The following is a 22,012-nucleotide window of genomic DNA, read 5'->3' as shown; positions in this document are numbered from 1 at the left end:
ACGGGATATGAATAAAAAGCTCGCGTGGATGGGGTACGATGTGACTTGGTGGATTGGCCGAACGTTCCTGGGCATCGGTCCTAAGCACCTGCAGGCGTATCTTGATCAATTTTGCTATTACTACAATCGCGGCCGATCCACCCTCTACGTTCAGTTACTCGCGGATTGCATCCATTCTTCTAGAATCACCTACCCGGAGCTCACTAAGACTGCCGGCGGTTCTCGCTCTAACCGATTAACTCGAGCCTCACGGCAACAATCACTTAAACTTGGGTAATCCTCCCCTCTCTTCTTTGCGTTTGCAAACAGCTTCCCATAAATTTCAAAAAGCCCAGTTTTCCAACAATTTGGATTTGTACTGAGCGACGGGGATACTCTCAAGGGCGAATCAGTGTGAAATTCATAAATAGCACGAAATACATCAACTGACCGAACGGGATAGTCTCTTCACTAATGTCCGTTGATCAGGTTTCTGAGCAAGCGGGATTCCGGCAAAGCGAAGAGCAGACACGAGGATAAGCGATGTGGCGATCTTCGACATACAGTTGGCCAACCTGACCTGACGGGATACCGGCAAAGCGAAGGAGATACGGAGAATACGCGATAACGGCGATTTCGAACGAGCATTTTGGCTTACCTGACCTAACGGGATATCGACAAAGTGGAGAACAGACGCGAGATAAGCGATTGTGGCGATCTTCGATATACAACTGGCCAACCTGACTCAACGGGATACCGGCAAAAGGAGAGAATGATACACACGTTCAAGAGGGGGAGCCAACAAACTGACTCGACGGGATAGCGAAAAGCGGGGAAAAACGCGCCCAATCAACAGGAAAGTTGCGTCGACGCAAGGCAAGATACGAATTGGATACGCATTCATGGACAATTCCCCAGAAAGTCGGTATGATTAGGAGATGGGAAGGAGGACTTCATCATCCTATGAAACTGCTTATTCAGCGGCTTATCGCCATACTGTTGCTTGTCATTCCCGGTATTGCGGCCGCCTACGGCTTCTTGCTCATGAAAGATGCAGTATACGACTACTTCGCGAAAATCGGCGATATCGACGTCGTCTCCCCGGACTTCTCTTGGGGGATGTTCATCGGCGGAGCCATTCTTTTTCTGATCGGCATAGGCTTTATCGGAGGCTGGATTTTCTTTCGGGATCGCAAGCATAATTACCTGTCGCCGCGTTTCCGGCCGAAAGTGCCGCGCCCGCCCCGCCCGCAGAAGTCGCCGCAAGCGAATGACGGCAATTCTCAAGAGCACAGTTCATCCGATCGACCATGACGCTCAGTCAGGCTCTATCTCCTTCAAGGTGACAGAGCCTACTCATCTTAGGCCCCTCCCTCACCCGCTCACTTAGTCAACTCGCTTGCTCGCCTCGCTGCCGATCGCCTGCTCCAACGCCCTCGCGACCGCCTTTTTCCGGACAATCCGCTTGCGCTCTTCTTGATCCGACTGCCAGAACAGCTCGTCTTGATACAAATCCAGAAGCGCCAACCTGGCCGCGTTCCAAGCGAGAGCCTCTTCAACCAAAATATGGATACATAGAGAATAACAGAACGATTCCACCGACCTCAGCGATTCTAACCGATTATTGTATTCCTTCATGGTACAATCTCCTTCGACAAATTCAGCACACGGAGCCAGGTTTTCTTAAGACGGTTGTTCGGAAGAAGGTTGCGTTAAAGGAAGCCGTACGCGGAAATTCGTGCTGTCGCCGTCGCTCGTCGCCGTAATCGTACCGCCGTGCTTATCCACGAGACCTTTGGCGATGGCCAACCCCAGTCCGGACCCGCCTTTGTGTTCGGTACGCGACTTGTCCACGCGATAGAAGCGATCGAACAGATGCGGCAAATCGGCCGCAGGAATCGCTTCTCCATAGTTTACGATCTCGATAACGGCTGCTTCGTTCAACTTGTTGAGATAGATATCGACTCTGCCTCCTGCCGAGCCGTAGTGGATCGCGTTCGAAAGCAAATTTTCGAATACGCGCACCAACTTATCCGGATCGCCTTCGATTTGCAGCTCTCCGACGTTAGCGATCAGCTTGCCGGTCATTTTGGCCGTCTCCAACGATAACCGATAATGGACCAGAAGCTGATTCATCATTTCGACGAGATTAAAAGTTTGGCGTCTTAACGGGATGACATCGTGCCTCATTCGGGTATATTCGAACAAGTCCTGGATAAGAACGTTTAACCTCTCCGACTTATCGTAAGCGACTTGAACGTAATGTCTCAGCTCTACTTCGTCGCGATAACGATCCTGCTCGATCAAACCTAAGTACCCGATAATCGAGGTTAGCGGCGTGCGCAAATCATGCGACACGTTCGTAATGAGCTCGTTCTTCGTCTGCTCGGCTTTTCTCTCTTCGTCCAAGGATCGCTTCAGCTCCAGCACGAGCAAGTTGACGTTATGAGCGAGCAGCGAAACTTCATTGTTCATCTTGACGGGAACTTGGTCGTCGAAATTGCCCTTAAGCGCGATATGTTCGACGGATCGGCTCAGCTTGTCGTAATAGCTGAACCGCCTCCAGTTCAATGCCACCATATAAATAATAAACAAGACAAAGCAGCCGAGCATGATAAGCGGAGTCTCTCCGAACGTATAGTACAAATTGCGAAGAAACGAACGCTGGCTGAAATTGTCGCGTGTCATTCTCTCCAATACAATGATCGACAAGTAGCATGTGATCACCGACAGCACGGCACTGATGCCGATTTGCCACACCAATCGCCAAGCCATGCGGGCAGCGATGCTAGATCTCAATTTTGTAGCCTACCCCCCATACGGTCGTGATCAGCTTGCGTCCCATCTCCTGCTCCAGCTTGTCCCTTAGTTTGCTGATGTGAACCATGACGGTATTGTTCGATTCGAAATATTTCTCCCTCCACACCTGCTGGAAAATATCTTCGGCAGAGAACACGCGCCCCGGATTGCTTGCCAACAAATGCAAAATGCCGAATTCCGTAGAGGTCAAATGGATGGCCCTTCCGTCTACTTCGGCGGAATGGGTTGACTTGCTGATCGTAAGCTCGTTGATCTTGATCAAGCCGTCGTCTTCGACCGCGGGCGACGACTGCGCCCCGTATTGATAAGCGCGCCTGAGCAGCGTCTTGACTCTTACGACCAATTCAAGCGGATTAAACGGCTTAACGACGTAATCGTCCGCTCCCGTCATTAGCCCGAGAATTTTATCCATATCCTCCGCTTTGGCGCTCACCATCAAGATCGGGATCGAACCGGTCTCCCGAACGCGCCTGCAAACTTCCATGCCGTCCATTCTGGGCATCATAATATCGAGAACGAGCAGATGAAAAGTTCGGCTTTTCAGCTTGCTCAGCGCTTCTTCCCCATCGTGCGCCTGGTCGGTGTCAAAGCCTTCGTTGCGGAGATAAATATCGATCAAGTTGGCAATTTCGCGGTCGTCGTCAACGATAAGAATGGATTTGGACATCTTTCAAACGGCTCCTTCAGTTCGCTTAGCGAGATGCAATATCGCCCTTATTCTTCCCACTATACCGCATCCTTTTGCTTCCTGTCCGCAGTTTGCCGCAGGTTTTACACTTCTTAAGAAAGGCTTAAGGTAAACTTTAAAATCCGACGTCGCCGGAGACGAAAAAAAAGCAGCCGCCCCCGCAAAAGCAGGAAGCAGCTGCTATCCTAACTATCGATTATTGCGCTGCCTGCGAAGACTCGGGGCTTGCGGGAGCCGAAGCTGCCGGCGCTTCCGGAGTCTTCTCGACCAAGTTCTTGAAGTTCCGGTCCGTCTTCAGCGTTGCCAGCCAGGCGGTCGCTTCCATTCCCATCTTCTCGTCGTAATACGCTTGTTTGACGTCGGATTTGACCGCATCGTACTCGGGAACGACCGCTTCCTGGATATCCGTCACTTTAATAATATGAAACCCGTTGTCCGCCTCGACGACTTCGCTCGTCTCGCCCTTGGCAAGCGCGAACGCCGCTGTCTCGAAACGCTGGTTCATGACACCCCGGCCGAAAAATCCGAGGTCTCCGCCGTCTTCTCTCGAACCCGGATCCAGCGATTTCTCTTTTGCCAGTTGGGCGAAGTCCTTGCCGCTCTTCAGTTCCGCCAACACCGCGTCGGCTTCTTCCTTCGTCTCCACCAAAATGTGCGAAGCCTTCACTTCTTTCGGAGTCGTTGCGAACGTGGATTCCTTGTTGTCTTCGAAATACGTCTTCAACTCGTCCTCGGTGACGGGATGCTTGTTTTCGAACAGCAGCTTGATCTTCAGGTTAGGCAAAATTTGCGTGGCCTTGAGGTCTTCCAACGTGATTCCCGCTTGCGCCAACGCGACGGACATATCTTCGTCGGTCTCGAAGCCGTAGAGCTTCTTGAAATTGTCCAACTCGCGCTTAACGTCTTCATCGCTCACCGCGATGCCGGCTTTCTCGGATTCGAGCTCGATGATTTTGGATTGCGCGATATCGTCGACAAGAGCCGCCAGTTGATCTTCGCCCAAGCGGTTTTTCACTTCGTCGTATACGTCCGTCTTCTTGATCGTATATCCATCCATTTGCCCGAGCGCCTCGTTGCCTGTTGCTCCGGAAGTATTCCGGATCAGCACGAACACGAGCGCGGCAACGGCGATGACCGCGATCACCCACGGGACGATCGTGGCCGAGGAACTGCGAGAAGGAGCGGCAGCGGCGGATGCCGAACCCGCGACTGCCGGTGCGCCGGCCGTTACGACTCCCGCGTCGGCTTTGCCCAGATCAAGCGACGAACGCTGCTCGACCGCTTCCTCAAGTTCTTTTTCGATCGCTTCGTTCGTCGATTGTTGTTGATTATCTTGTAGATCCTTCTCGTTGTTGTTATCGCTCATTTCCGCAATTCCCCCTCGTTTTTATGGACAACCATTCATTCACTATACCAGATTTTTAGAAATAAACCTTAAAGGCTCCTAAATTTTTTGCGGAATTGTGACGGAGTACACGCATGAGTCGCGCTGAATTTTTTGCTGAAATAACTGAAATTCGTCAACCCGCTCTCCAGCGCCACTTCCGCGACGGACCAGTCCGTATTTTGCAGCAGATGAGCGGCTTGCCGTATCCGGTATTGGTTCAAATAATCCATCGGCGTCTTGCGCATGACGATTTTGAACATTCGACTGAAATGGCCGGCGCTCATCCCGGCAATCTCCGCGAGCATAGGAACGGACAGCGGCTGGGAAAAGTGAGTTTCCATGTACGCGACGACCTCTTTCAAGCGTTCCACGGTATACGTGCTTACCGAACGCCCGGGAGCCGCGCGCCGCCACTGTCCTCTATCGATAAGATCGGCCAACAGCGAGTATAACTCGGCTTTGATTCGCAGTTCCCTTGCGTCCGATTCCGACTCGCCCATTCGGAACATTCGCTTCAAACGGCCCGCGACCCGCCTTCCCGTCTTGGTGGCCCCGTCGTAATAAAGCGGAATTTCGGCTTCCCCGCCCGCAAGCGGTTGAACGTAACGGGAAGCGATTCCGTCCCGGCCTTCCGCCAACCAGTCCAAGCGGAACACCGCCGCCCTGTAAGAGCACGAAAAGCCCTCGTCCGAGAAACCTCCGTGAACCTCGCCTCCCGGCACGAAAATGACGTCTCCCTCTTCCAGCTCATAGGTGGAAAGTCCGATCTGAAACGTAGCCCGCCCCTGCTCCACCCACAGAAATTCGACTTCGTCGTGCCAATGGTTGTCCAATATCGTTTCGCCGGTTTGCCGGTCCATGGCGTACACGGCAAACGGAAACTCGGGAGTTCCGTGCCTCCGATCTTCCTTGAGCAGTCTCAGATCCATCCCCGGCCTCCGAAGAATCATAATATTGTTAGAAACAAGCATAAATTTGCGAGATCATCGTTCATTGTATCATTAAAATGTTATTAAGCGCATTCCATTCTTGTTCGACAAGGAGATGTGAGGATGAAGTTTACAGACGGATACTGGATGACCAGGCAAGGCTATCGGCTGCTCAGCCCTTATGAAGTTCATGACGTGCGGATCGGGGAAAACTCGATCACGGTGTACGCCGCGCACCGCGCCCTTGAGCATCGCGGCAATACGCTTAACGAACCGTTGATGACGATGGAGTTCTCTTCGCCGATGTCCGACGTCATTAGAGCGAAATTCTATCACCACAAAGGGAAGGCTCGCCAAGGTCCTTCGACCTTCGATCTGCAACATGTCGGCAACGCCTCGGTAATCATCGACAATAACGAGAGCTTCGTCAGTCTGACGAGCGGGGATACGACCGTCACCGTAACCAAGCGTCACCCCGTCCACATTACTTATACCTACGGGAACAGGAAGCTGACGGGAAGCGGAACGCGATCCACCGCTTACGTCCAGGCCGACGACGGAGTCCATTACTTCCGCGAACAGCTTTCTCTAGGCGTTGGAGAAACGGTGTACGGCCTTGGGGAGAGGTTTACTCCTTTCGTGAAAAACGGCCAGGTCGTGGATATCTGGAATGAAGACGGAGGAACCTCGTCCGAGCAGGCGTACAAAAACGTTCCGTTCTACGTGACGAATCGCGGCTACGGGGTGTTCGTCAATCATCCGGAGCGCGTCTCATTCGAGATCGGCTCGGAGACGGTATCGAAAGCTCAGTTCAGCGTGCAAGGCGAACAGCTCGAGTATTACCTGATCGGCGGGGATAACCTCAAGGCGGTGCTCGGCAACTATACCTCGCTGACGGGAAAACCCGCACTGCCGCCGGCGTGGTCTTACGGCCTATGGCTGACGACTTCGTTCACGACCGATTACGACGAGGAGACCGTAACCGGCTTCGTCGAAGGAATGGCCGAACGGGATCTGCCGCTTGCCGTCTTCCACTTCGACTGTTTCTGGATGAAGGAGTACGAGTGGTGCAGCTTCGAGTGGGACGAGCGCGTCTTTCCCGATCCGGCTGGCATGCTGCAGCGGCTCAAAGCCCGCGGTCTGCGCATCTGCGTCTGGATTAACCCATATATCGCCCAGCGTTCGGCTCTGTTCGACGAAGGCATGGAACGAGGCTACTTGCTGAGACGGCCCGACGGCAGCGTATGGCAATGGGATATGTGGCAATACGGCATGGGCATCGTCGATTTTACGAACCCGGAAGCATGCCGCTGGTTCAAGGATAAGCTCGGAGCGCTGCTCGATATGGGCGTCGACGGCTTCAAGACCGATTTCGGCGAGCGCATTCCGACGGACGTCGTCTATTATGACGGTTCCGATCCGCAACAGATGCACAATTACTATGCGCAGCTCTACAATCAAGCCGTATTCGAATTGCTGGAGGAGAAGCGAGGCAAAGGTGAAGCCGTCCTGTTCGCCCGTTCGGCGACTGCGGGCGGTCAGCGGTTCCCCGTGCACTGGGGCGGAGATTGCGAAGCGACTTACGAGTCGATGGCCGAGAGCCTGCGCGGCGGCTTGTCTCTCGGGATGTCCGGCTTCGGCTACTGGAGCCACGACATCGGCGGGTTCGAGCACAGCTCTCCGCCGGATCTGTACAAACGCTGGGTTCAGTTCGGACTGCTGTCCAGTCACAGCCGGCTGCACGGGAGCACGTCTTATCGCGTGCCGTGGATCTACGACGAAGAAGCCGTCGACGTGCTTCGCTTCTTCACGAAGCTGAAGCTTCGGCTTATGCCATATCTATTCGGCCAGTCCGTATCGACCTCGCGAACCGGCGTTCCGCTCATGAGAGCGATGACGCTCGAATTCGGCGACGACCCGGCCTGCGACTACGTCGATCGGCAGTACATGCTCGGGGATTCGCTTCTGGTCGCCCCGATCTTTAATCCGGACGGCCATGCCTCCTTCTACTTGCCTAAGGGAACGTGGACGCATTTTCTTAGCGGCGAACAAGTGCAAGGCGGAACTTGGCGAAGCGAAAGCTACGACTACTTCAGCCTCCCTCTCTACGTTCGCGAAAACAGTCTCATTCCGCTTGGCAGTCAGGACGCCCGTCCGGACTACGATTATGCGGACGGCGTCACTTTGCATCTGTTCTCGCTCCAGGACGGTGCGGCAGCGACGGCTGCGGTTCCCGACCAGCACGGAGAAATTCGCTTCTCCGTCTCGGCTAATCGAGCTGGAAATGAAATCTGGATTGCGGCGGAAGGAGCGGCGAAAGGTTGGAGTCTAATCCTTCGGGGAATTTCTGCGGTCGCCGCCGTCGAAGGCGGGCAAGCGGAACCGACGGAGCATGGCATACGGATCGTGCCTCACGATTCCGCATCTTCTATACTCGTCGCGCTTTCGTGATAAAATAATAGGATTGGATGGAAGCGGAAGGGGGTTCGGACGGATGAACAAATTTGGGAGCGCGCGCGCGTGGGAATGGAAGCAGAAGGAAAAGGCAGCCGTCGACGTCAAAACCGAATGCGCTTTGCTCCTCTACACCGAGAGCAGAGCCTGCGTCTATTTGAACCGCAAGCGCCACGCCTTGACCGGCAGCCACATGCTGTACGTTCAGCCGCAAACAAGCGTCTCCATTGAGCCGGCGGGCAAGGAGTGCACGGTCGTCGGACTGTTCTTCCGCAGCTATCGGCTGCAGGAGCAGGGGACGGATACGCTGCTCTACCGTCTGGACTACTCGAAGCTTCCGAACAACGGCTTTGTCCTGAAGCCGCTGCCTTCCAGCGTGCCGACTCTCGTCAGGAAGCTGCTCCGGCTGTCGGGAGCGAGCGGTCCGTACGACGAATCCGCCTGCGATCGCGCTGTCGACGAGCTTGTGCAGCTCATCCTTAAGCAAATGAACGCCAACAAGCAAAAATCCCGGGTTTCGGGACAGCAAGCGGTCGAGGAAACGATGCAGGCGATACTGCAGCGCTGCGAGCTGGACTGGAACCGGGACGACGTGGCCGAAGACAAGCGCTTCAACTCCAGCCACCTCTCGCGTGCCTTCAAGCAGCACAGCGGATACAGCTTTTCCGCCTTTCTCATCAAGGTCCGCCTCAATCGGGCGAAACTATTGCTGCTATCCACCGATCTGACGCTCGACAGCATCGCCCACGAGGTCGGATTTCTTAGCGGCCTGTACTTAAGCCGGCGGTTCAAGCGCGACTGCGGGTTATCTCCGAGCGACTACCGCGCGCAAATGCGCGAGAAATTCCCGACTCGCATCGCGGCGATGCACCAGGCGGGCAACCTTCTTGCGCTCGGCATCCAGCCTATCGCGGCCTCGCTCGCGCCTTGGAATACCGCTGCCGTGCTGCATAAGGAGCTGCTTGAAGGCGGAACCTTCCCCTGCTTCGAGCTGGAGGACCTGGAGCGGATGGCCGAGCTTCGCCCGGAGCTCATCTTGATTCCGGAATACACGCTGCTGCAAAACGCCCGCAAGCTTCAACAGTTGGAGCGAATTGCTCCCGTACTGTTTTTTCCTTCTTTTCGGGTGGATCCGATCGCGCAGCTCCGGCAGCTTGCCGGCATCGTCGGACGGAAGGCGGAAGCCGAGCGTTGGATAGCCGACTTTCTGCGCCAGGGCAAGCTCTGGAAGCAAAACCTGCTCAAGCGAATTCCCTCCTCCGAAACGGCCGCCCTGTACGAGCTCAGAGGAAGGAACCATGTCATCGTCTGGCCGCTGGGCTTCCGCGGAAGCTGCAACCTGTACCGCACGCTAAAGCTGCATCCGCCCTCTTCCGTCCAGCGCGACGCGCTCGACCGGGATACGGAACTGGTCATTCCGTTGGAGCGTCTTCCCGATTACGCCGCGGATCACATGTTCGTTCTGATCGACGATTCGGAGGATCGTTACGAGCGATTTTACGATCAGCTATCGGAGCATCCCGTCTGGACCGCGCTTGAAGCTTACCGCAAAGGCCGGATCTACAGGCTCCCGCTATCCGCTTTTTGGTCCGAAGACGCCCTGACGCTGGAACGGCAGCTACCTCTGTTGGCCGAAGCGGTCGACGAGGCTTTTCGTCTCGAAAGCTCACCAACACAATCGTAAAATGCAACGAAAGTCCATACAAATGTCGCGACATTGTGAAATGGCACCCACTTCTTCCGCTGGCTATAATAAGCTGTCGGATAATAACGAGAATCATTCTCAATAAAAGGAGTGGGCAAAAGTGAAAATCATGTTTAAGCTAGGCAATCATCGTCCAATCGGGGGAATATGGCTTTGTCTGGTCGCATCTCTGCTGCTGTTGCTTGCCGCTTGCGGAACGGACAAGCCCTCGGCTTCCACAGGGTCGACACCCCCGGCAAGCACGGCACCTGCAGCTTCGACCCCTTCGGAAAGCTCGGCCGATAATTCCAGCGGCGAAACGACAAGGACGTTCAACACCGTCATGGGCGACGTGGAAATTCCCGCTCATCCGCAGCGGATTATCGCGCAGGGGCTGCTCCCCTATTTCCTCATGTTCGACGTAAAGCCGATCGGGAGTACGAACTGGGAGATCCAATACCCTCATCTCGCCGGATTAACGGACGGAATCGAGGATACCGGCTTCATCGACGGCGCTTCCGTCGAAAAAATTCTGTCGCTGCAGCCGGACCTGATCGTTACGGTCGAGCCGACGCTGTACGAGCCATTCAGCAAAATCGCTCCGACCGTCGTCATTCCCTATGACAAGATCGGCGATGTTCATGCGGATACGCGCTTGTTCGGCGAGCTTCTCGGCGAGAAGGACAAGGCCGAGCAAATCCTGGCCGAATTCGACCGCAAAACCGCGGAAACCAGAGATAAGCTTCGGCCCGTTCTCGACAGCGGAGAAACTTTCTCGCTAATCGGCGCCTTCGATAAAACTCATTACATTTACGGAAGAGGCATTTATCGCGGCGGTCTGACGATGTACAAGTATATTGGTCTGCAAGCTCCGCCGCTCATCCAGGAGCAGGTCATCGACAAGAACAAAGACCTTCTGGAGATCTCCTTGGAGAAAATCCCCGAATACGCGGGCGACCATATTTTCCTCGACGTGTCCAACGGAGCCGAGTTCGACGAATCAAGCGGCCTCTGGCAATCCATCGACGCGGTCAAAAACGGTAATGTCCATAAACTCGACACCGACATCTTCTGGCCTTACGATCCGCTGGCCATCAGCCAGCAGATGGACGAACTCGTGAAGATGCTGCTGCCTTAACGGCAAAAAAACACCGCTCTCCGTCGACGGTTAACGAACCCGTCGGCAGGGGCGGTGTTTTTACGACAAGTGTTTAGCTCACCTTATGCTCAATCCGAAGCTTGTCAGCGACCATCGCTATGAATTCCGAGTTCGTCGGCTTCGACTTGGCGATGTTGATCGTGTAACCGAACAGATGGCTGATGGAGTCGATGTTGCCGCGAGTCCAGGCGACTTCGATCGCATGGCGGATCGCGCGTTCGACGCGGGATGGCGTCGTTTTGAACTTCTCGGCGATGGCGGGATAGAGCGTCTTCGTGATCGCGCCGAGAATCTCGATGTTGTTGTAGACCATCGTGATCGCTTCGCGCAAATACTGGTAGCCTTTAATGTGAGCGGGAACGCCGATCTCATGGATGATGCTCGTAATGTTCGCGTCGAGATTTTTCGGCTTGCCGATCTGAACGACGTTGGAACGGCCCGAGCTTCCGCTTGGGAGGCTCGAAGTCGTAATCGACGAATTCGCGGCGTTGCCGGCCAGTTGGCGAATGCGGTTAGCCAGAACATCCATATCGAACGGTTTAAGTATGTAATAAGAAGCGCCTAGTTGTACCGCACGCTGGGTGATGTTCTCTTGTCCGAAAGCTGTGAGCATAATGATTTTGGGTACGGGCGATAAATTCATATCCCGCAGTTTCTCCAGGACGCCAAGACCGTCCAGGTGCGGCATAATAATATCAAGGATCATGACATCGGGTACTCTACGTGTTTCTTCCAGCTGACGGATGACCTCTTCTCCGTTGTACGCCACACCGATGACCGTCATATCATCCTGTTCTTGGATGTACTCTGATAACAAGTTTGTAAATTCTCGGTTGTCGTCTGCTAAGAACACTTCAATACGTGGCAATGTCTGGTCCTCCCTTTCTCTTATGCGAGAATAAATTGACGAAAAACGCTCACCGTTTCTCTGATAATCCGTTTTCGACATCGCCTTGGCGGATTCCTTCTCGATTAAAAAATTTTTCTTTATTTATTATTGAAAATCGAATATAATTAATAATTTGCGTCATAACACGTCAAAACATGATCCATTTCTTACATTTTCGACAAACGTTCGGATTTTCGGTAAATAAACAAAATCTAAGGCGTCAAACCGCCTTAGAAATCGTTTGTTCGGGATTCAGCATAATTCCCGCATCCTGCAGCATCCATTCGATAAAGCAGCCGTAGCCGGAAGATGGGTCGTTAACGAATACGTGAGTGACCGCTCCGACCAACTTTCCGTTCTGAATGATCGGACTTCCGCTCATTCCCTGAACGATGCCTCCGGTCCTTTCCAGCAGCTTCGGGTCGGTAATTTTGATGACCATTCCCTTAGTCGCGGGAGACGACTGCTTGGACACGTGAACGATCTGAATATCGAATTTCTCGACCTTCTGCTTCTCCACGACCGTCAAGATTTGCGCGGGCCCTTCCTTTACCTCTTCCGCGAAAGCGACCGAAATGGGCTCCGGGTTGTAAGAATGTTCGGGCAACTGCCTCATTTTGCCGAAGATGCCGAACGGGGTATTGCGCTCCACACTGCCCAGCGTACGGCCTTCCTTCAGAAAATGTGCCCTCTTCTCGCCCGGTTCGCCGCTTTGGCTTTTGTTGATCGAAGAGACGCTCGACTGCAAAATTTCCCCGCTTCCGACGACGATCGGAGTTTGCGTATCCATATCCGTAATGACGTGGCCGAGCGCGCCGTATACGCCTTGATCCGGAGCATAGAACGTTAAAGTTCCCACACCGGCCGCCGAATCCCGAATGTACAGACCGAGCCGCCAAGCTTTGTCTTCCTCGTCATAAGCGGGAGTAATCGACGTCTTGAACCTTTCCTTGCCCCGTTGAACCAACAGCTTCAACGATTCGCCGCTGCGTCCGGCCTCTTCCGAATACGCCGCGATTTTGGATATGTCGTCGCATGGATGGCCGTTGATTTCGACGATCAAGTCCCCCAATCTGAGCTTGGCCGCCTCGCCGGGGGATACGCGAGAATGATCCTTGGCGCTTACCTGATGATGACCGACAACCATAATTCCCGCGGACTTTACTTTGACGCCGATCGTCTGCCCTCCCGGAATGACCCGCAAATCCGGAATGACTTGGAGCTTAACCGTCTTAAAAGGAATTTTGCCGAACAGCTTCATCTGCAGCTTGGTCACGCCGCTTGATTTCGGTTGAATGGATAAAGGCTGTCTGAGATCGACCTGAACCGATGCATTGTCGCTGCCGTTCACGGCCGCAACCCGCGGATTCAAACTGACCTGTGCGTGAACCGGAATCGTGTAATGCAACGAAACCGGCTGTCCCTGAAAAAGCCTGATCCGGCTCGGAAATTCCGCGAAGTGCTGGAACGGTGCCGAACAGACGGTGACGATCAGTATAAGAACGACGACAAGACCGATGCGGCGGCGTTTCCTGGAGTGTTGCTGGTACAAGATCTCACGCTCCCTTACAGTCTGAATCGGCTCTGGTATGTCGCCGATAACGTACCTATAAGGTAACCGCGGCTTGCTCCTTTTATGTTCTCAAAAAGCTTCCTACGCGATTGATTTTTCGCGTCGTTACGCGTTTTTTCGGATCTCCGCCAGACTAAGCATTTCTTGTGCATGATGACGGGTTTTTTCCGTTACTTCCACTCCTCCGAGCATCCGGGCCAGTTCCTCGATCCTTTGCTCCGGAGACAGCTGCGTAACCGACGTCCGCGTGCGGGACTGTTCGTTCACCTGCTTGCGGATTTCGTATTGATGATCGGCCATACAAGCCACCTGGGGCAGGTGCGTGATGGCGAACACTTGGCAATGGCGGGACAGCAAGCTAAGCTTCTCCGCGATCGCTTGCGCCGCCCTCCCGCTGACGCCGGTGTCCACTTCGTCGAAGACGAGCACGGGAATCTCATCGATACGGGCGAAAATCGCCTTCAGCGCCAGCATGACGCGCGACATCTCGCCGCCGGACGCGATCTTGGCCAGCGGCTTGGGCGGCTCGCCCGGGTTCGTCGACAGGATGAACTCGGCGGTGTCCGTCCCCGAGACCGTAAGCTCGGCCGTTCCGAGCTTGACCTCGAATATGGAACGCTCCATCTGCAGCTCGGCCAATTCCTGCTCGATCTGCTTGGCGAGCACGCGGGCCGCGCTGCGACGGATCGCCGACAGCTTCTCCGCCCGCGTCTGCAGCTCGATCCTAAGCTGAGCTTCCTGAGCCGTCAGCTTCTCGAGCAGCTCCTCGCTATTGTCGAGTTGATCGGCTTCGGCCTGAATTTTGGCCCGATAATTCAAAATGTCCTCGATCGTCTCGCCGTATTTGCGTTTTAATCCGTGAAGAACGTCCAGACGTTGCTCGATCTGAGCCAGACGCTCGGGATTGAATTCGATGTTATCCTTATAATCGCGAAGCTGGTACGCGCCGTCCTCGGCGCTGTAATAAGCGCTCTGAAGCTGTTCCACGAGCGGCTGAAGGGCAGCGGGATCGAATTTCACGATATCCTGCAGTCGGCTCAGGGAACGCGAGAGCGCGGATAAGCCTTTTGTTCCGTAGAGCAGGTCGTACGCTTCCGTTACGGCATCCGCAAGCTTCTCCGCATGGGCTAGTTTGCGCCGTTCGTCGGCAAGGGATTCATCCTCTCCCGGTTTTAACCTGGCGGCGGCAATCTCCTCCAGCTGGAACCGATACAAGTCGAGCATTTGCATGCCTTGCCTCGACTTCTCCTCCAGCTCGCGCCGCTCCTTGCTCACGCCGACATACTGCTGGTACACCTGGCGGTAAGCGGACTTCTCTTCGCGAATGTCCTCTCCCGCGAACAGATCGAGCCATTCCAGATGCTTCTCCGTCTTCAGGAGCGATTGATGCTCGTGCTGGCCGTGAATGTTGACCAGGTGCTCGCCGACTTCCTTCAGCATGGTCAGCGTGACGCTCTGACCGTTGATTCTTGCCGACGATTTGCCGTGGGACAGCAGTTCCCGGCGAATAAGCAGCGTCTCGTCGCGATCCGCCTCGATGCCGAGACGTCCGAGCGTCTCCCATACGGGGTGCCCGGAGGGAAGATCGAATACCGCTTCGATATCCGCCTTGTCGCAGCCGTGCCGGATCATCTCGGCCGAGCCCCGGCCGCCGGCCGCCAACGTCAAGGCGTCGATTACGATCGATTTGCCGGCGCCCGTCTCTCCTGTGAGGACGTGAAAGCCGGGATGGAAAGCGACGGATACGCTCTCGATGACGGCAAGATTATGGATGGTTAACTCGCGAAGCATGATAAGCCCCCCTGCACCCGACTAGTCTTAAGTCACAGCATAATATCGTTGATTCGCTTCAGCACGTCTTCTCCGAGGCTTTTCGTCTTTGTAATGATGAGCGTCGTATCGTCGCCGCCGATCGTGCCGATGATTTCCGGCCAGTCCATGCCGTCGATCAGCGCCGCGATCGTCCCCGCCGTGCCGGGCAGACATTTCAGAACGACGAGATTTTCCGCCGACTCCGCCCCCAGATAGTGATCGAGCAGCGCCCGCTTCAGCTTCTGGGCCGGATTGTAACGCTGGTCCTGGGGCATCGAATATTTGTATCGACCGTCCTCCAGCGGGACTTTGATCAGCTGCATTTCCTTAATGTCGCGCGACACCGTCGCTTGGGTCACCTGCATTCCTTCCAAGCCTAGCGCTTCCACGAGTTCCTCTTGCGTCTCGACTTCCCTGGAGCCGATCAACTCACGGATTTTGCGTTGACGTTGTCCTTTCATTTCTCGCCAGCCTCCACTTTGAATCGCACTGTTTTAATTTGACGTTGCTGCGGAAACACGATGATAATACCGTGGCAATCCGGAAACAGCAGCGCATAGACGAGCAGCCTTTCGCGCAAGCCGCTGGCCGTCCATTCGAACGGCTGTCTGGGCCGTTCGAGCTTCACCAAGTAATATTTATGATCCTTCGCGGCCAAATAATCGAAATAGAGGCGAGTCGGCATGACCGCGCCGTCATCCACCGACACTCCGAGCGGAATGCGGTGCTTGCCCGACAGCACTTGAAAGCCTTGCTCCTTCAGCAGGACGACATGCTCGTCCTCTTCGACGCCGCCAGCGGTCGCAAGCTTGCGCAGACGGGCATCGGGAGGTTCGTGCAGCCAACGGTCCAGCCTTCTGATCACCCACCATCCCATAATGCCAGCCGCAATCAGCATGATGAGCCAATCTCCTACGCTATCCATAACCGCCTCCCGAACGTTCCGTTACGGAGAGCCGCGCTGTCTGGACAAGTTGTATCCGTTGTTTTACCTTTTCGAGATCGGACGCCGATTTCCTCCAAGCTCGTGCAAAAACCCGGAGATGCGCGCCGGCCCGGATCGATCCTCAGGCCGTTCTTCGGCAGCTCCGGGTGTCCGGGCGATTGCTCTCTTATGAAGGAGTGCGGCGGAAGGTTCGGTTCGCTTCCTCCACCGTCATCGCGATCAGCTCCTCAAGCGGCCGATCCGTCGCGACAGGCGCGGACGGCTTCTCCTCGGAGGACGCGGAGCCGAGAAGCCAATAGGCGAGAAATTCGATGTTGCCCTCGCCCCCGGTAATCGGAGAATACGTGAGCCCCTGCAGCTCGAATCTCAGCTCCGCCGCCGCGGCAAGCACGTCCCGCAGCACTTGCGCGTGAACGGCCGGGTCCCGAATGACGCCGGACTTGCCGACGTGTTCCCTGCCCGCTTCGAATTGAGGCTTGATCAGGGCGACCGTATGCCCGCCCTTCCGGAGGATCTCGGCCAGCACCGGCAAAATCAGCTTAAGCGAGATGAACGAAACGTCGATGCTCGCAAAGCCCGGCTGCGGACCGTCCAGCTGATCCGCCGTCATGTGACGGAAGTTCGTCCGCTCCAGCACTTGGACCCGCTCGTCTTGACGGAGCGACCAGTCCAGTTGGTTGTAGCCGACGTCCACCGCATACACCAGCGCCGCCCCGTTCTGCAAAGCGCAATCCGTAAAGCCGCCCGTCGAAGCGCCGATATCGAGCATGACCGCATCCCGCAGATCAAGGCCGAAATGCTTGATCGCCTTCTCCAGCTTCAGTCCGCCGCGGCTGACATAAGGATGCACAGAGCCTTTCACGGTAATGGCCGCGTCGCGAGGCACCTTCGTTCCCGCCTTGTCGACGCGCTCCGTTCCGATAAGCACGAGCCCGGCCATGATGGCGGCTTTCGCCTTCTCCCGGCTTTCGAAATATCCCTGCTCCAGCAGCAGCAGGTCGAGCCGCTCCTTGGTCGTCTGCGTTTTCTCCATCAGGTGGCCCTTTGCCTCTTCCGCACGGAGAGCGAAGCCAGCCGCTGGGCGAGGCTTTCGGCCGTCAGCCCGACTTCCTCGCGCTGCTCCTTCACCGTCGCATGCTCCACGAATATGTCGGGGATGCCGGCCAGATGAACCGAAGCCGGTTGAACGCCTTGAAGCGCATAGAATTCCAGAATCGCGCTGCCCAGACCGCCCTGAACGGCGCCTTCTTCCACGACCATGATCGGTAATCGTTCTTTCGCCAACGACAGAAGCATTTGTTGGTCCAACGGCTTGACGAACCGGGCGTTAACGACGCGCACGTTAATGCCTTCGCGCTTCAGCAGATCCGCCGCTTCCTCGGCCACTTGAACCATCGGGCCGATCGCCAGCACGGCCGCGTAGTCCCCTTCGCGAACCGTCTCCCACGTTCCGATCTCGATCGCCGTCATCCGCTCGTCGTATTCGACGCCTACGCCTTCGATCCGCGGATACCGCACCGCGATCGGTCCGCCGTCGTAATCGACCGCCGTACGCAGCATATTTCTCAGCTCGTTCTCGTCCTTGGGCATCATGATGACCATGTTCGGAATGTGCCGCAGGAACGCGATATCGTATACGCCTTGATGCGTCTCGCCGTCGGCTCCGACGAAGCCGGCCCGATCGATGGCGAACACGACGTTCAAGTTCTGCCGGCAAATATCGTGGACGACCTGATCGTACGCACGCTGCAGGAACGTCGAATAGACGGCGAATACGGGCTTCATCCCTTCCATCGCCAGCGCGGCCGACATCGTCCCCGCGTGCTGCTCGGCGATGCCGACGTCGTACATCCGGTCGGGGAACTTCTCCGCGAACTTCAGCAAGCCCGATCCGCCCGGCATCGCAGGCGTAATGGCCACGATGCGGGGATCCTGCTCCGCAAGCTCGATCAGAGCGTTGCCGAACACTTCCGTATACATCGGAGGACCGACCGGCTTGATCACTTGCCCGGATTCGATCTTGTACGCTCCGGATACGCCATGCCACTTATGCGAATCGGCTTCGGCCGGGGAATAGCCCTTCCCTTTGGTCGTCAGCACGTGCACGAGCACCGGCCCGTCGACCTGGTCCGCTTGCTTGAACGCCTCCAGCAGCTTGCTCAAGTCGTGGCCGTCCACGGGACCGAAATACTTCAGTCCGAATTCCTCGAACAGCATGCCGTCCGGTGCGATCAAATATTTCAGACTGTCTTTGACGCGATCCGCCGTGCGGGCCAGCTTGCCGCCGATCGCAGGCACCTTGCGCAGCAGCCAGTCCAGTTCGTCCTTCGCCTTGCGGTAAATCTTCTCCGTTCTGACCTTGCCCAGATAATTATGGATAGCTCCGACGTTCGGAGCGATGGACATCTCGTTGTCGTTCAGCACGACCATCAATTTGCGCTTCTCGTGCCCGATATGGTTAAGCGCCTCAAGCGCCATGCCTCCGGTGAGCGCACCGTCGCCGATGATCGCGACTACGCGGTTCGATTCGCCCTTCAAATCGCGCGCCAAAGCCATCCCCATCGCTGCGGACAAAGAGGTGCTGCTATGGCCGGCTTCCCATACGTCGTGCTCGCTCTCGTTGCGCTTGACGAACCCGCATAGTCCGTCCTTCTGGCGCAGCGTATCAAAGCGGTCTTGACGGCCGGTCAGCATCTTGTGCACGTAGGCCTGATGCCCGACGTCGAAAATAAATTTATCCTTAGGGCTGTCGTAATGGTAATGAAGCGCCAAAGTCAGCTCCACTACGCCGAGGTTGGGCGCCAGATGTCCTCCGGTTACGCTCAGCTTCCGAATGAGAAAGTGTCGAATTTCTTCCGCCAGCTGAGGAAGCTCGGGCAGCGTTAGTTTCTTCAAGTCATCCGGACTGTCGATTCGCTCGAGCAGCAAGTCATGTTCCCCGCTTTCCCCACATCAATAATAGACCCATTATACCATAACCCCGATTCAATGCCCAAATTCCGCAACGAAAAGCCCCGACCTGACAAACGTCGCCCGCTGCGCCGTCCGTCCCGTACGGGGCTTCCTTGTATCGCGTCGTTTAATGATCCCGGTTCAGCAAGTAATCCGCGATCTCCAGCAGGCGGTCCGGCTTAGCCAGCCCGGCTTGAAGCAAGGCGTCGGCCGCTTCGCACGTCAGCTCGGAGACGCGTCTGCGGCTCTCTTCGAGGCCGAGCAAGTACGGATAGGTTACTTTCTGCTGACGCTCGTCGCTCTTCACCGGCTTGCCGAGCTTGTCGGCGGAGCCGGTCAGGTCGAGAATGTCGTCCTGGATTTGGAACGCCAAGCCGACGTTGCGCCCGAATCGTCCCAGCGCCTCCAGCTGCCGATCGTCCGCTTCGGCCGCGTGGCCGCCGGACCTCAGCGAGAAGGAAATCAGATCGCTCGTCTTGTGCAGATGAATATGCTCCAATTGCTCCAGCGACGTGATTCCCTGCTCTCCGAGCATGTCCGATACCTGGCCGCCGACCATGCCCGGCAGCCCGGCGAAGCGGGACAGCTCCCGAACGACGGCAAGCACGCGTTCCGCGGGCACGCCGGCCTCCGAAGCCCGCGAAGCGACATGAAACGCATGCGTCAGCAGCCCGTCGCCGGCGAGAATCGCCATCGCGTCGCCGAACACTTTATGATTCGTCGGTCTTCCGCGGCGATAATCGTCGTTGTCCATGGCCGGCAGATCGTCGTGGATGAGCGAATACGTGTGGATCATCTCGACCGCGCATGCGAAAGCAAGCGCCTTGGCGGAAGTTTCCTCCCTGCCCGACACCGCTTCGGCCGCCGCCAGCGCCAGAATCGGCCGGAGGCGCTTGCCCCCCGCCAGCAAGGAATAGTCCATCGCTTCCCGCAGCCGGCCCGGAATCGGCCAATCCTCCGGAAAAACGTTGCGCAGCGCGTCTTCCACCCGTTCCCGCTGCTCTTGCAAATAAGTGTGCAAATCCACCGAAGTCTTCACGTCATAACCCCTCTGCTCTTCAAAACCTATGTATGCCGGATCGCGCCCGATAATTACTCTTCTTTCCCCGCGGAGAACGGCTTGCGCTGCAGTCCGCCGTCGCCTTCCACGAGCATTTCGATGCGGCGCTCGACCTGCTCCAGCTTCTGACCGCACAGACGAGACAGCGTCATCCCTTCCTGGAACAGCTCGATCGCCGTCTCCAGCGGCACGTCCCCGCTCTCCAGCTTGGCGACGATCGTCTCGAGCTTCTCCATCGCCAGCTCGAACGACATTTCCGCCGCGCCGTTCTCCCCGGCTGCTTCGGCTTTCCCCGCGCCGTTGTTAGCCATTGACTTGCTCCTCCCCGTGTATTCCCCAGATTTGGCAGTCCAGTTTACCGTCCGTGAGACGAAGACGAATGAGATCGCCCGGCTGAACCTCGTTCACCGAACGAATCAGCTTCTGCTCCTGTTCGTCGTAGGCCAGACTGTAGCCGCGGGCCATGACCTTCAGCGGACTAAGCGCATCGAGCTGCCTGACCAGGGAGCCGAAGCGGCTCGCCTTGTCGCGCGCGATCGCGTTCATCGCCAGCTCCAGCCCCTTCGAAGCCGCCGTCACCCGCTGACGGGCATGAACGATCTGCTGCCGCGGATTAACCGCCTGCAGCCTGCCGGCAAGCCGCGTGGCGCGCTCTTGGGCCCGGCTCTGCTCCGCCCTGATCCGGTAGCGGAGCGCTTCCTTCAGCCGGTCCAGCCGTTCGGCCTGCACGAGCAGGCTGCGTCTCGGCTGCGTGAAATAAGGCGAACGCGCCGCATGCTGCCACCGCTCCTTCGCCCTTGCAAGCCCGCGTCCGAGCGCTCCGGACATTCGCTGCTCCAGATGGGCCAGCTCCTGCCGCAGCTCCCCGATATGCCTGACCGCGAGCTCGGCCGCCGCGGTTGGCGTTGCCGCGCGAATATCCGCGGCGAAATCCGAGATCGTAAAGTCCGTCTCGTGGCCGACGGCAGAGATAACCGGAATCGCGGAAGCCCGAATCGCCCGGGCGACGACCTCCTCGTTAAACGCCCACAGTTCTTCAAGCGAGCCGCCGCCTCGGCCGACGATCAGCACGTCGGCAGCGCCCAGCTCGTTCATCTCCCGAATCGCCTTGACGATGGAAGGAGCGGCGCCGGTGCCTTGCACGGATACCGGATACAGCAGCACGTGCACGCCCGGATTGCGGCGCTCGAGCGTGATCAGAATGTCCCGCACGGCGGCGCCGGTCGGCGACGTGATAACCCCGACCGTCCGCGGATAAAGGGGCAGCGCCCGCTTCGCCTCCGGACGGAACAGCCCTTCTTCCTCCAGCTTGCGTTTGAGCTGCTCGAAGGCCAGATACAGGCTGCCGATGCCGTCGGGCTGCATCGCCGTCGCGTAGAACTGATACTGGCCGTCCCGTTCGTAGACCGAGACGCCTCCCCGCGCCAGCACCTTCATGCCGTTCTTCGGAGCGAATGGCAATCTCTGATTGTAGGATGCGAACATGATGCATTTTAATCGGGCGTTCTCGTCCTTCAGCGTGAAATACATATGACCGCTGGAATGAAGCGTAAAGTTCGAAATCTCGCCTCGCAGCCATACGTCCTGAAGCCCCGGATCGCCTTCGAGCTTGTTCTTGATGAGTCGGGTGATCTCGCGTATCGTCAGCGCGCGCGCCGGTTCTCCTCTCATCCCCGAAGC

Annotated in this window: 19 protein-coding genes; 4 read left to right on the top strand and 15 right to left on the bottom strand. The window is 56.5% G+C overall.

What is annotated here, in order from left to right:
- The first annotated feature begins 942 nt into the window (after nt 1–942).
- Nucleotides 943–1,293: a DUF2627 family protein gene (locus B0G52_RS34325; protein ID WP_094050945.1), complete on the top strand. Its 351-nt coding sequence runs from the start codon at nt 943–945 to the stop codon at nt 1,291–1,293.
- 72 nt (nt 1,294–1,365) lie between these two features.
- On the opposite strand, the gene B0G52_RS34320 is transcribed toward B0G52_RS34325, so the two are convergent.
- The 5 genes from B0G52_RS34320 to B0G52_RS34300 all read right to left on the bottom strand — a co-directional run bounded on the left by B0G52_RS34320 (nt 1,366) and on the right by B0G52_RS34300 (nt 5,803).
- A complete protein-coding gene (locus B0G52_RS34320; RefSeq protein WP_094050944.1) occupies nt 1,366–1,617 on the bottom strand; it encodes a hypothetical protein in 252 nt (83 codons plus the stop codon).
- Between the two features lie 45 nt (nt 1,618–1,662).
- The gene (locus tag B0G52_RS34315) at nt 1,663–2,778 is read right to left on the bottom strand and encodes a sensor histidine kinase (RefSeq protein ID WP_233163340.1); all 1,116 of its coding nucleotides are present in this window, start codon (nt 2,776–2,778) and stop codon (nt 1,663–1,665) included.
- Nucleotides 2,768–3,466: a response regulator transcription factor gene (locus B0G52_RS34310; protein WP_094050943.1), complete on the bottom strand. Its 699-nt coding sequence runs from the start codon at nt 3,464–3,466 to the stop codon at nt 2,768–2,770. Before B0G52_RS34310 ends, B0G52_RS34315 begins: the two co-directional genes overlap by 11 nt.
- 217 nt (nt 3,467–3,683) lie before the next feature.
- The gene (locus B0G52_RS34305) at nt 3,684–4,853 is read right to left on the bottom strand and encodes a foldase protein PrsA (protein ID WP_094050942.1); all 1,170 of its coding nucleotides are present in this window, start codon (nt 4,851–4,853) and stop codon (nt 3,684–3,686) included.
- A 68-nt stretch (nt 4,854–4,921) separates the two neighbouring features.
- The gene (locus B0G52_RS34300) at nt 4,922–5,803 is read right to left on the bottom strand and encodes an AraC family transcriptional regulator (protein ID WP_158223995.1); all 882 of its coding nucleotides are present in this window, start codon (nt 5,801–5,803) and stop codon (nt 4,922–4,924) included.
- Nucleotides 5,804–5,926: 123 nt separating this feature from the next.
- Between B0G52_RS34300 and yicI the strand changes: the two genes are divergently transcribed.
- From yicI to B0G52_RS34285, 3 genes are all read left to right on the top strand, one after another.
- The gene (yicI, locus tag B0G52_RS34295) at nt 5,927–8,254 is read left to right on the top strand and encodes an alpha-xylosidase (protein WP_094050940.1); all 2,328 of its coding nucleotides are present in this window, start codon (nt 5,927–5,929) and stop codon (nt 8,252–8,254) included.
- 43 nt (nt 8,255–8,297) lie between these two features.
- Nucleotides 8,298–9,941: a helix-turn-helix domain-containing protein gene (locus tag B0G52_RS34290; RefSeq protein WP_158223994.1), complete on the top strand. Its 1,644-nt coding sequence runs from the start codon at nt 8,298–8,300 to the stop codon at nt 9,939–9,941.
- A 130-nt stretch (nt 9,942–10,071) separates the two neighbouring features.
- The gene (locus tag B0G52_RS34285) at nt 10,072–11,079 is read left to right on the top strand and encodes an ABC transporter substrate-binding protein (RefSeq protein WP_233163343.1); all 1,008 of its coding nucleotides are present in this window, start codon (nt 10,072–10,074) and stop codon (nt 11,077–11,079) included.
- A gap of 73 nt (nt 11,080–11,152) precedes the next feature.
- On the opposite strand, the gene spo0A is transcribed toward B0G52_RS34285, so the two are convergent.
- From spo0A to xseA, 10 genes are all read right to left on the bottom strand, one after another.
- Complete coding sequence (spo0A, locus tag B0G52_RS34280) at nt 11,153–11,968, bottom strand: sporulation transcription factor Spo0A (RefSeq protein ID WP_094050937.1); 816 nt, start codon at nt 11,966–11,968, stop codon at nt 11,153–11,155.
- A gap of 241 nt (nt 11,969–12,209) precedes the next feature.
- Nucleotides 12,210–13,541 carry a SpoIVB peptidase gene (gene spoIVB, locus B0G52_RS34275; RefSeq protein ID WP_094050936.1) on the bottom strand — a complete coding sequence of 444 codons (1,332 nt, stop codon included), beginning with the start codon at nt 13,539–13,541 and terminating at the stop codon, nt 12,210–12,212.
- A 126-nt stretch (nt 13,542–13,667) separates the two neighbouring features.
- Complete coding sequence (recN, locus tag B0G52_RS34270) at nt 13,668–15,353, bottom strand: DNA repair protein RecN (RefSeq protein ID WP_094050935.1); 1,686 nt, start codon at nt 15,351–15,353, stop codon at nt 13,668–13,670.
- 32 nt (nt 15,354–15,385) lie between these two features.
- A complete protein-coding gene (gene ahrC / locus B0G52_RS34265) occupies nt 15,386–15,835 on the bottom strand; it encodes a transcriptional regulator AhrC/ArgR (RefSeq protein ID WP_094050934.1) in 450 nt (149 codons plus the stop codon).
- Nucleotides 15,832–16,299, bottom strand: coding sequence for a hypothetical protein (locus tag B0G52_RS34260; protein ID WP_094050933.1), 468 nt, complete (start codon nt 16,297–16,299; stop codon nt 15,832–15,834). Before B0G52_RS34260 ends, ahrC begins: the two co-directional genes overlap by 4 nt.
- Before the next feature lie 187 nt (nt 16,300–16,486).
- Nucleotides 16,487–17,353, bottom strand: a complete 867-nt coding sequence (locus tag B0G52_RS34255) for a TlyA family RNA methyltransferase (protein WP_094050932.1) — start codon at nt 17,351–17,353, stop codon at nt 16,487–16,489.
- The gene (gene dxs, locus B0G52_RS34250; RefSeq protein ID WP_094050931.1) at nt 17,353–19,248 is read right to left on the bottom strand and encodes a 1-deoxy-D-xylulose-5-phosphate synthase; all 1,896 of its coding nucleotides are present in this window, start codon (nt 19,246–19,248) and stop codon (nt 17,353–17,355) included. Before dxs ends, B0G52_RS34255 begins: the two co-directional genes overlap by 1 nt.
- A gap of 151 nt (nt 19,249–19,399) precedes the next feature.
- Nucleotides 19,400–20,311, bottom strand: a complete 912-nt coding sequence (locus B0G52_RS34245) for a polyprenyl synthetase family protein (protein ID WP_233163338.1) — start codon at nt 20,309–20,311, stop codon at nt 19,400–19,402.
- Nucleotides 20,312–20,364: 53 nt separating this feature from the next.
- Complete coding sequence (gene xseB / locus B0G52_RS34240) at nt 20,365–20,643, bottom strand: exodeoxyribonuclease VII small subunit (RefSeq protein WP_094050930.1); 279 nt, start codon at nt 20,641–20,643, stop codon at nt 20,365–20,367.
- Nucleotides 20,636–22,003 (bottom strand): exodeoxyribonuclease VII large subunit, encoded by a 1,368-nt coding sequence (gene xseA / locus B0G52_RS34235; RefSeq protein ID WP_094050929.1) that lies wholly within the window; start codon nt 22,001–22,003, stop codon nt 20,636–20,638. The genes xseB and xseA overlap by 8 nt, the downstream gene beginning before the upstream one ends.
- Nucleotides 22,004–22,012: the final 9 nt, after the last annotated feature.

Source organism: Cohnella sp. SGD-V74, from assembly GCF_003001675.1.
GTDB lineage: Bacteria > Bacillota > Bacilli > Paenibacillales > Paenibacillaceae > Cohnella.
The sequence above is the reverse complement of the archived record's forward strand: the minus strand, read 5'-3'. Positions and strand labels throughout refer to the sequence as shown.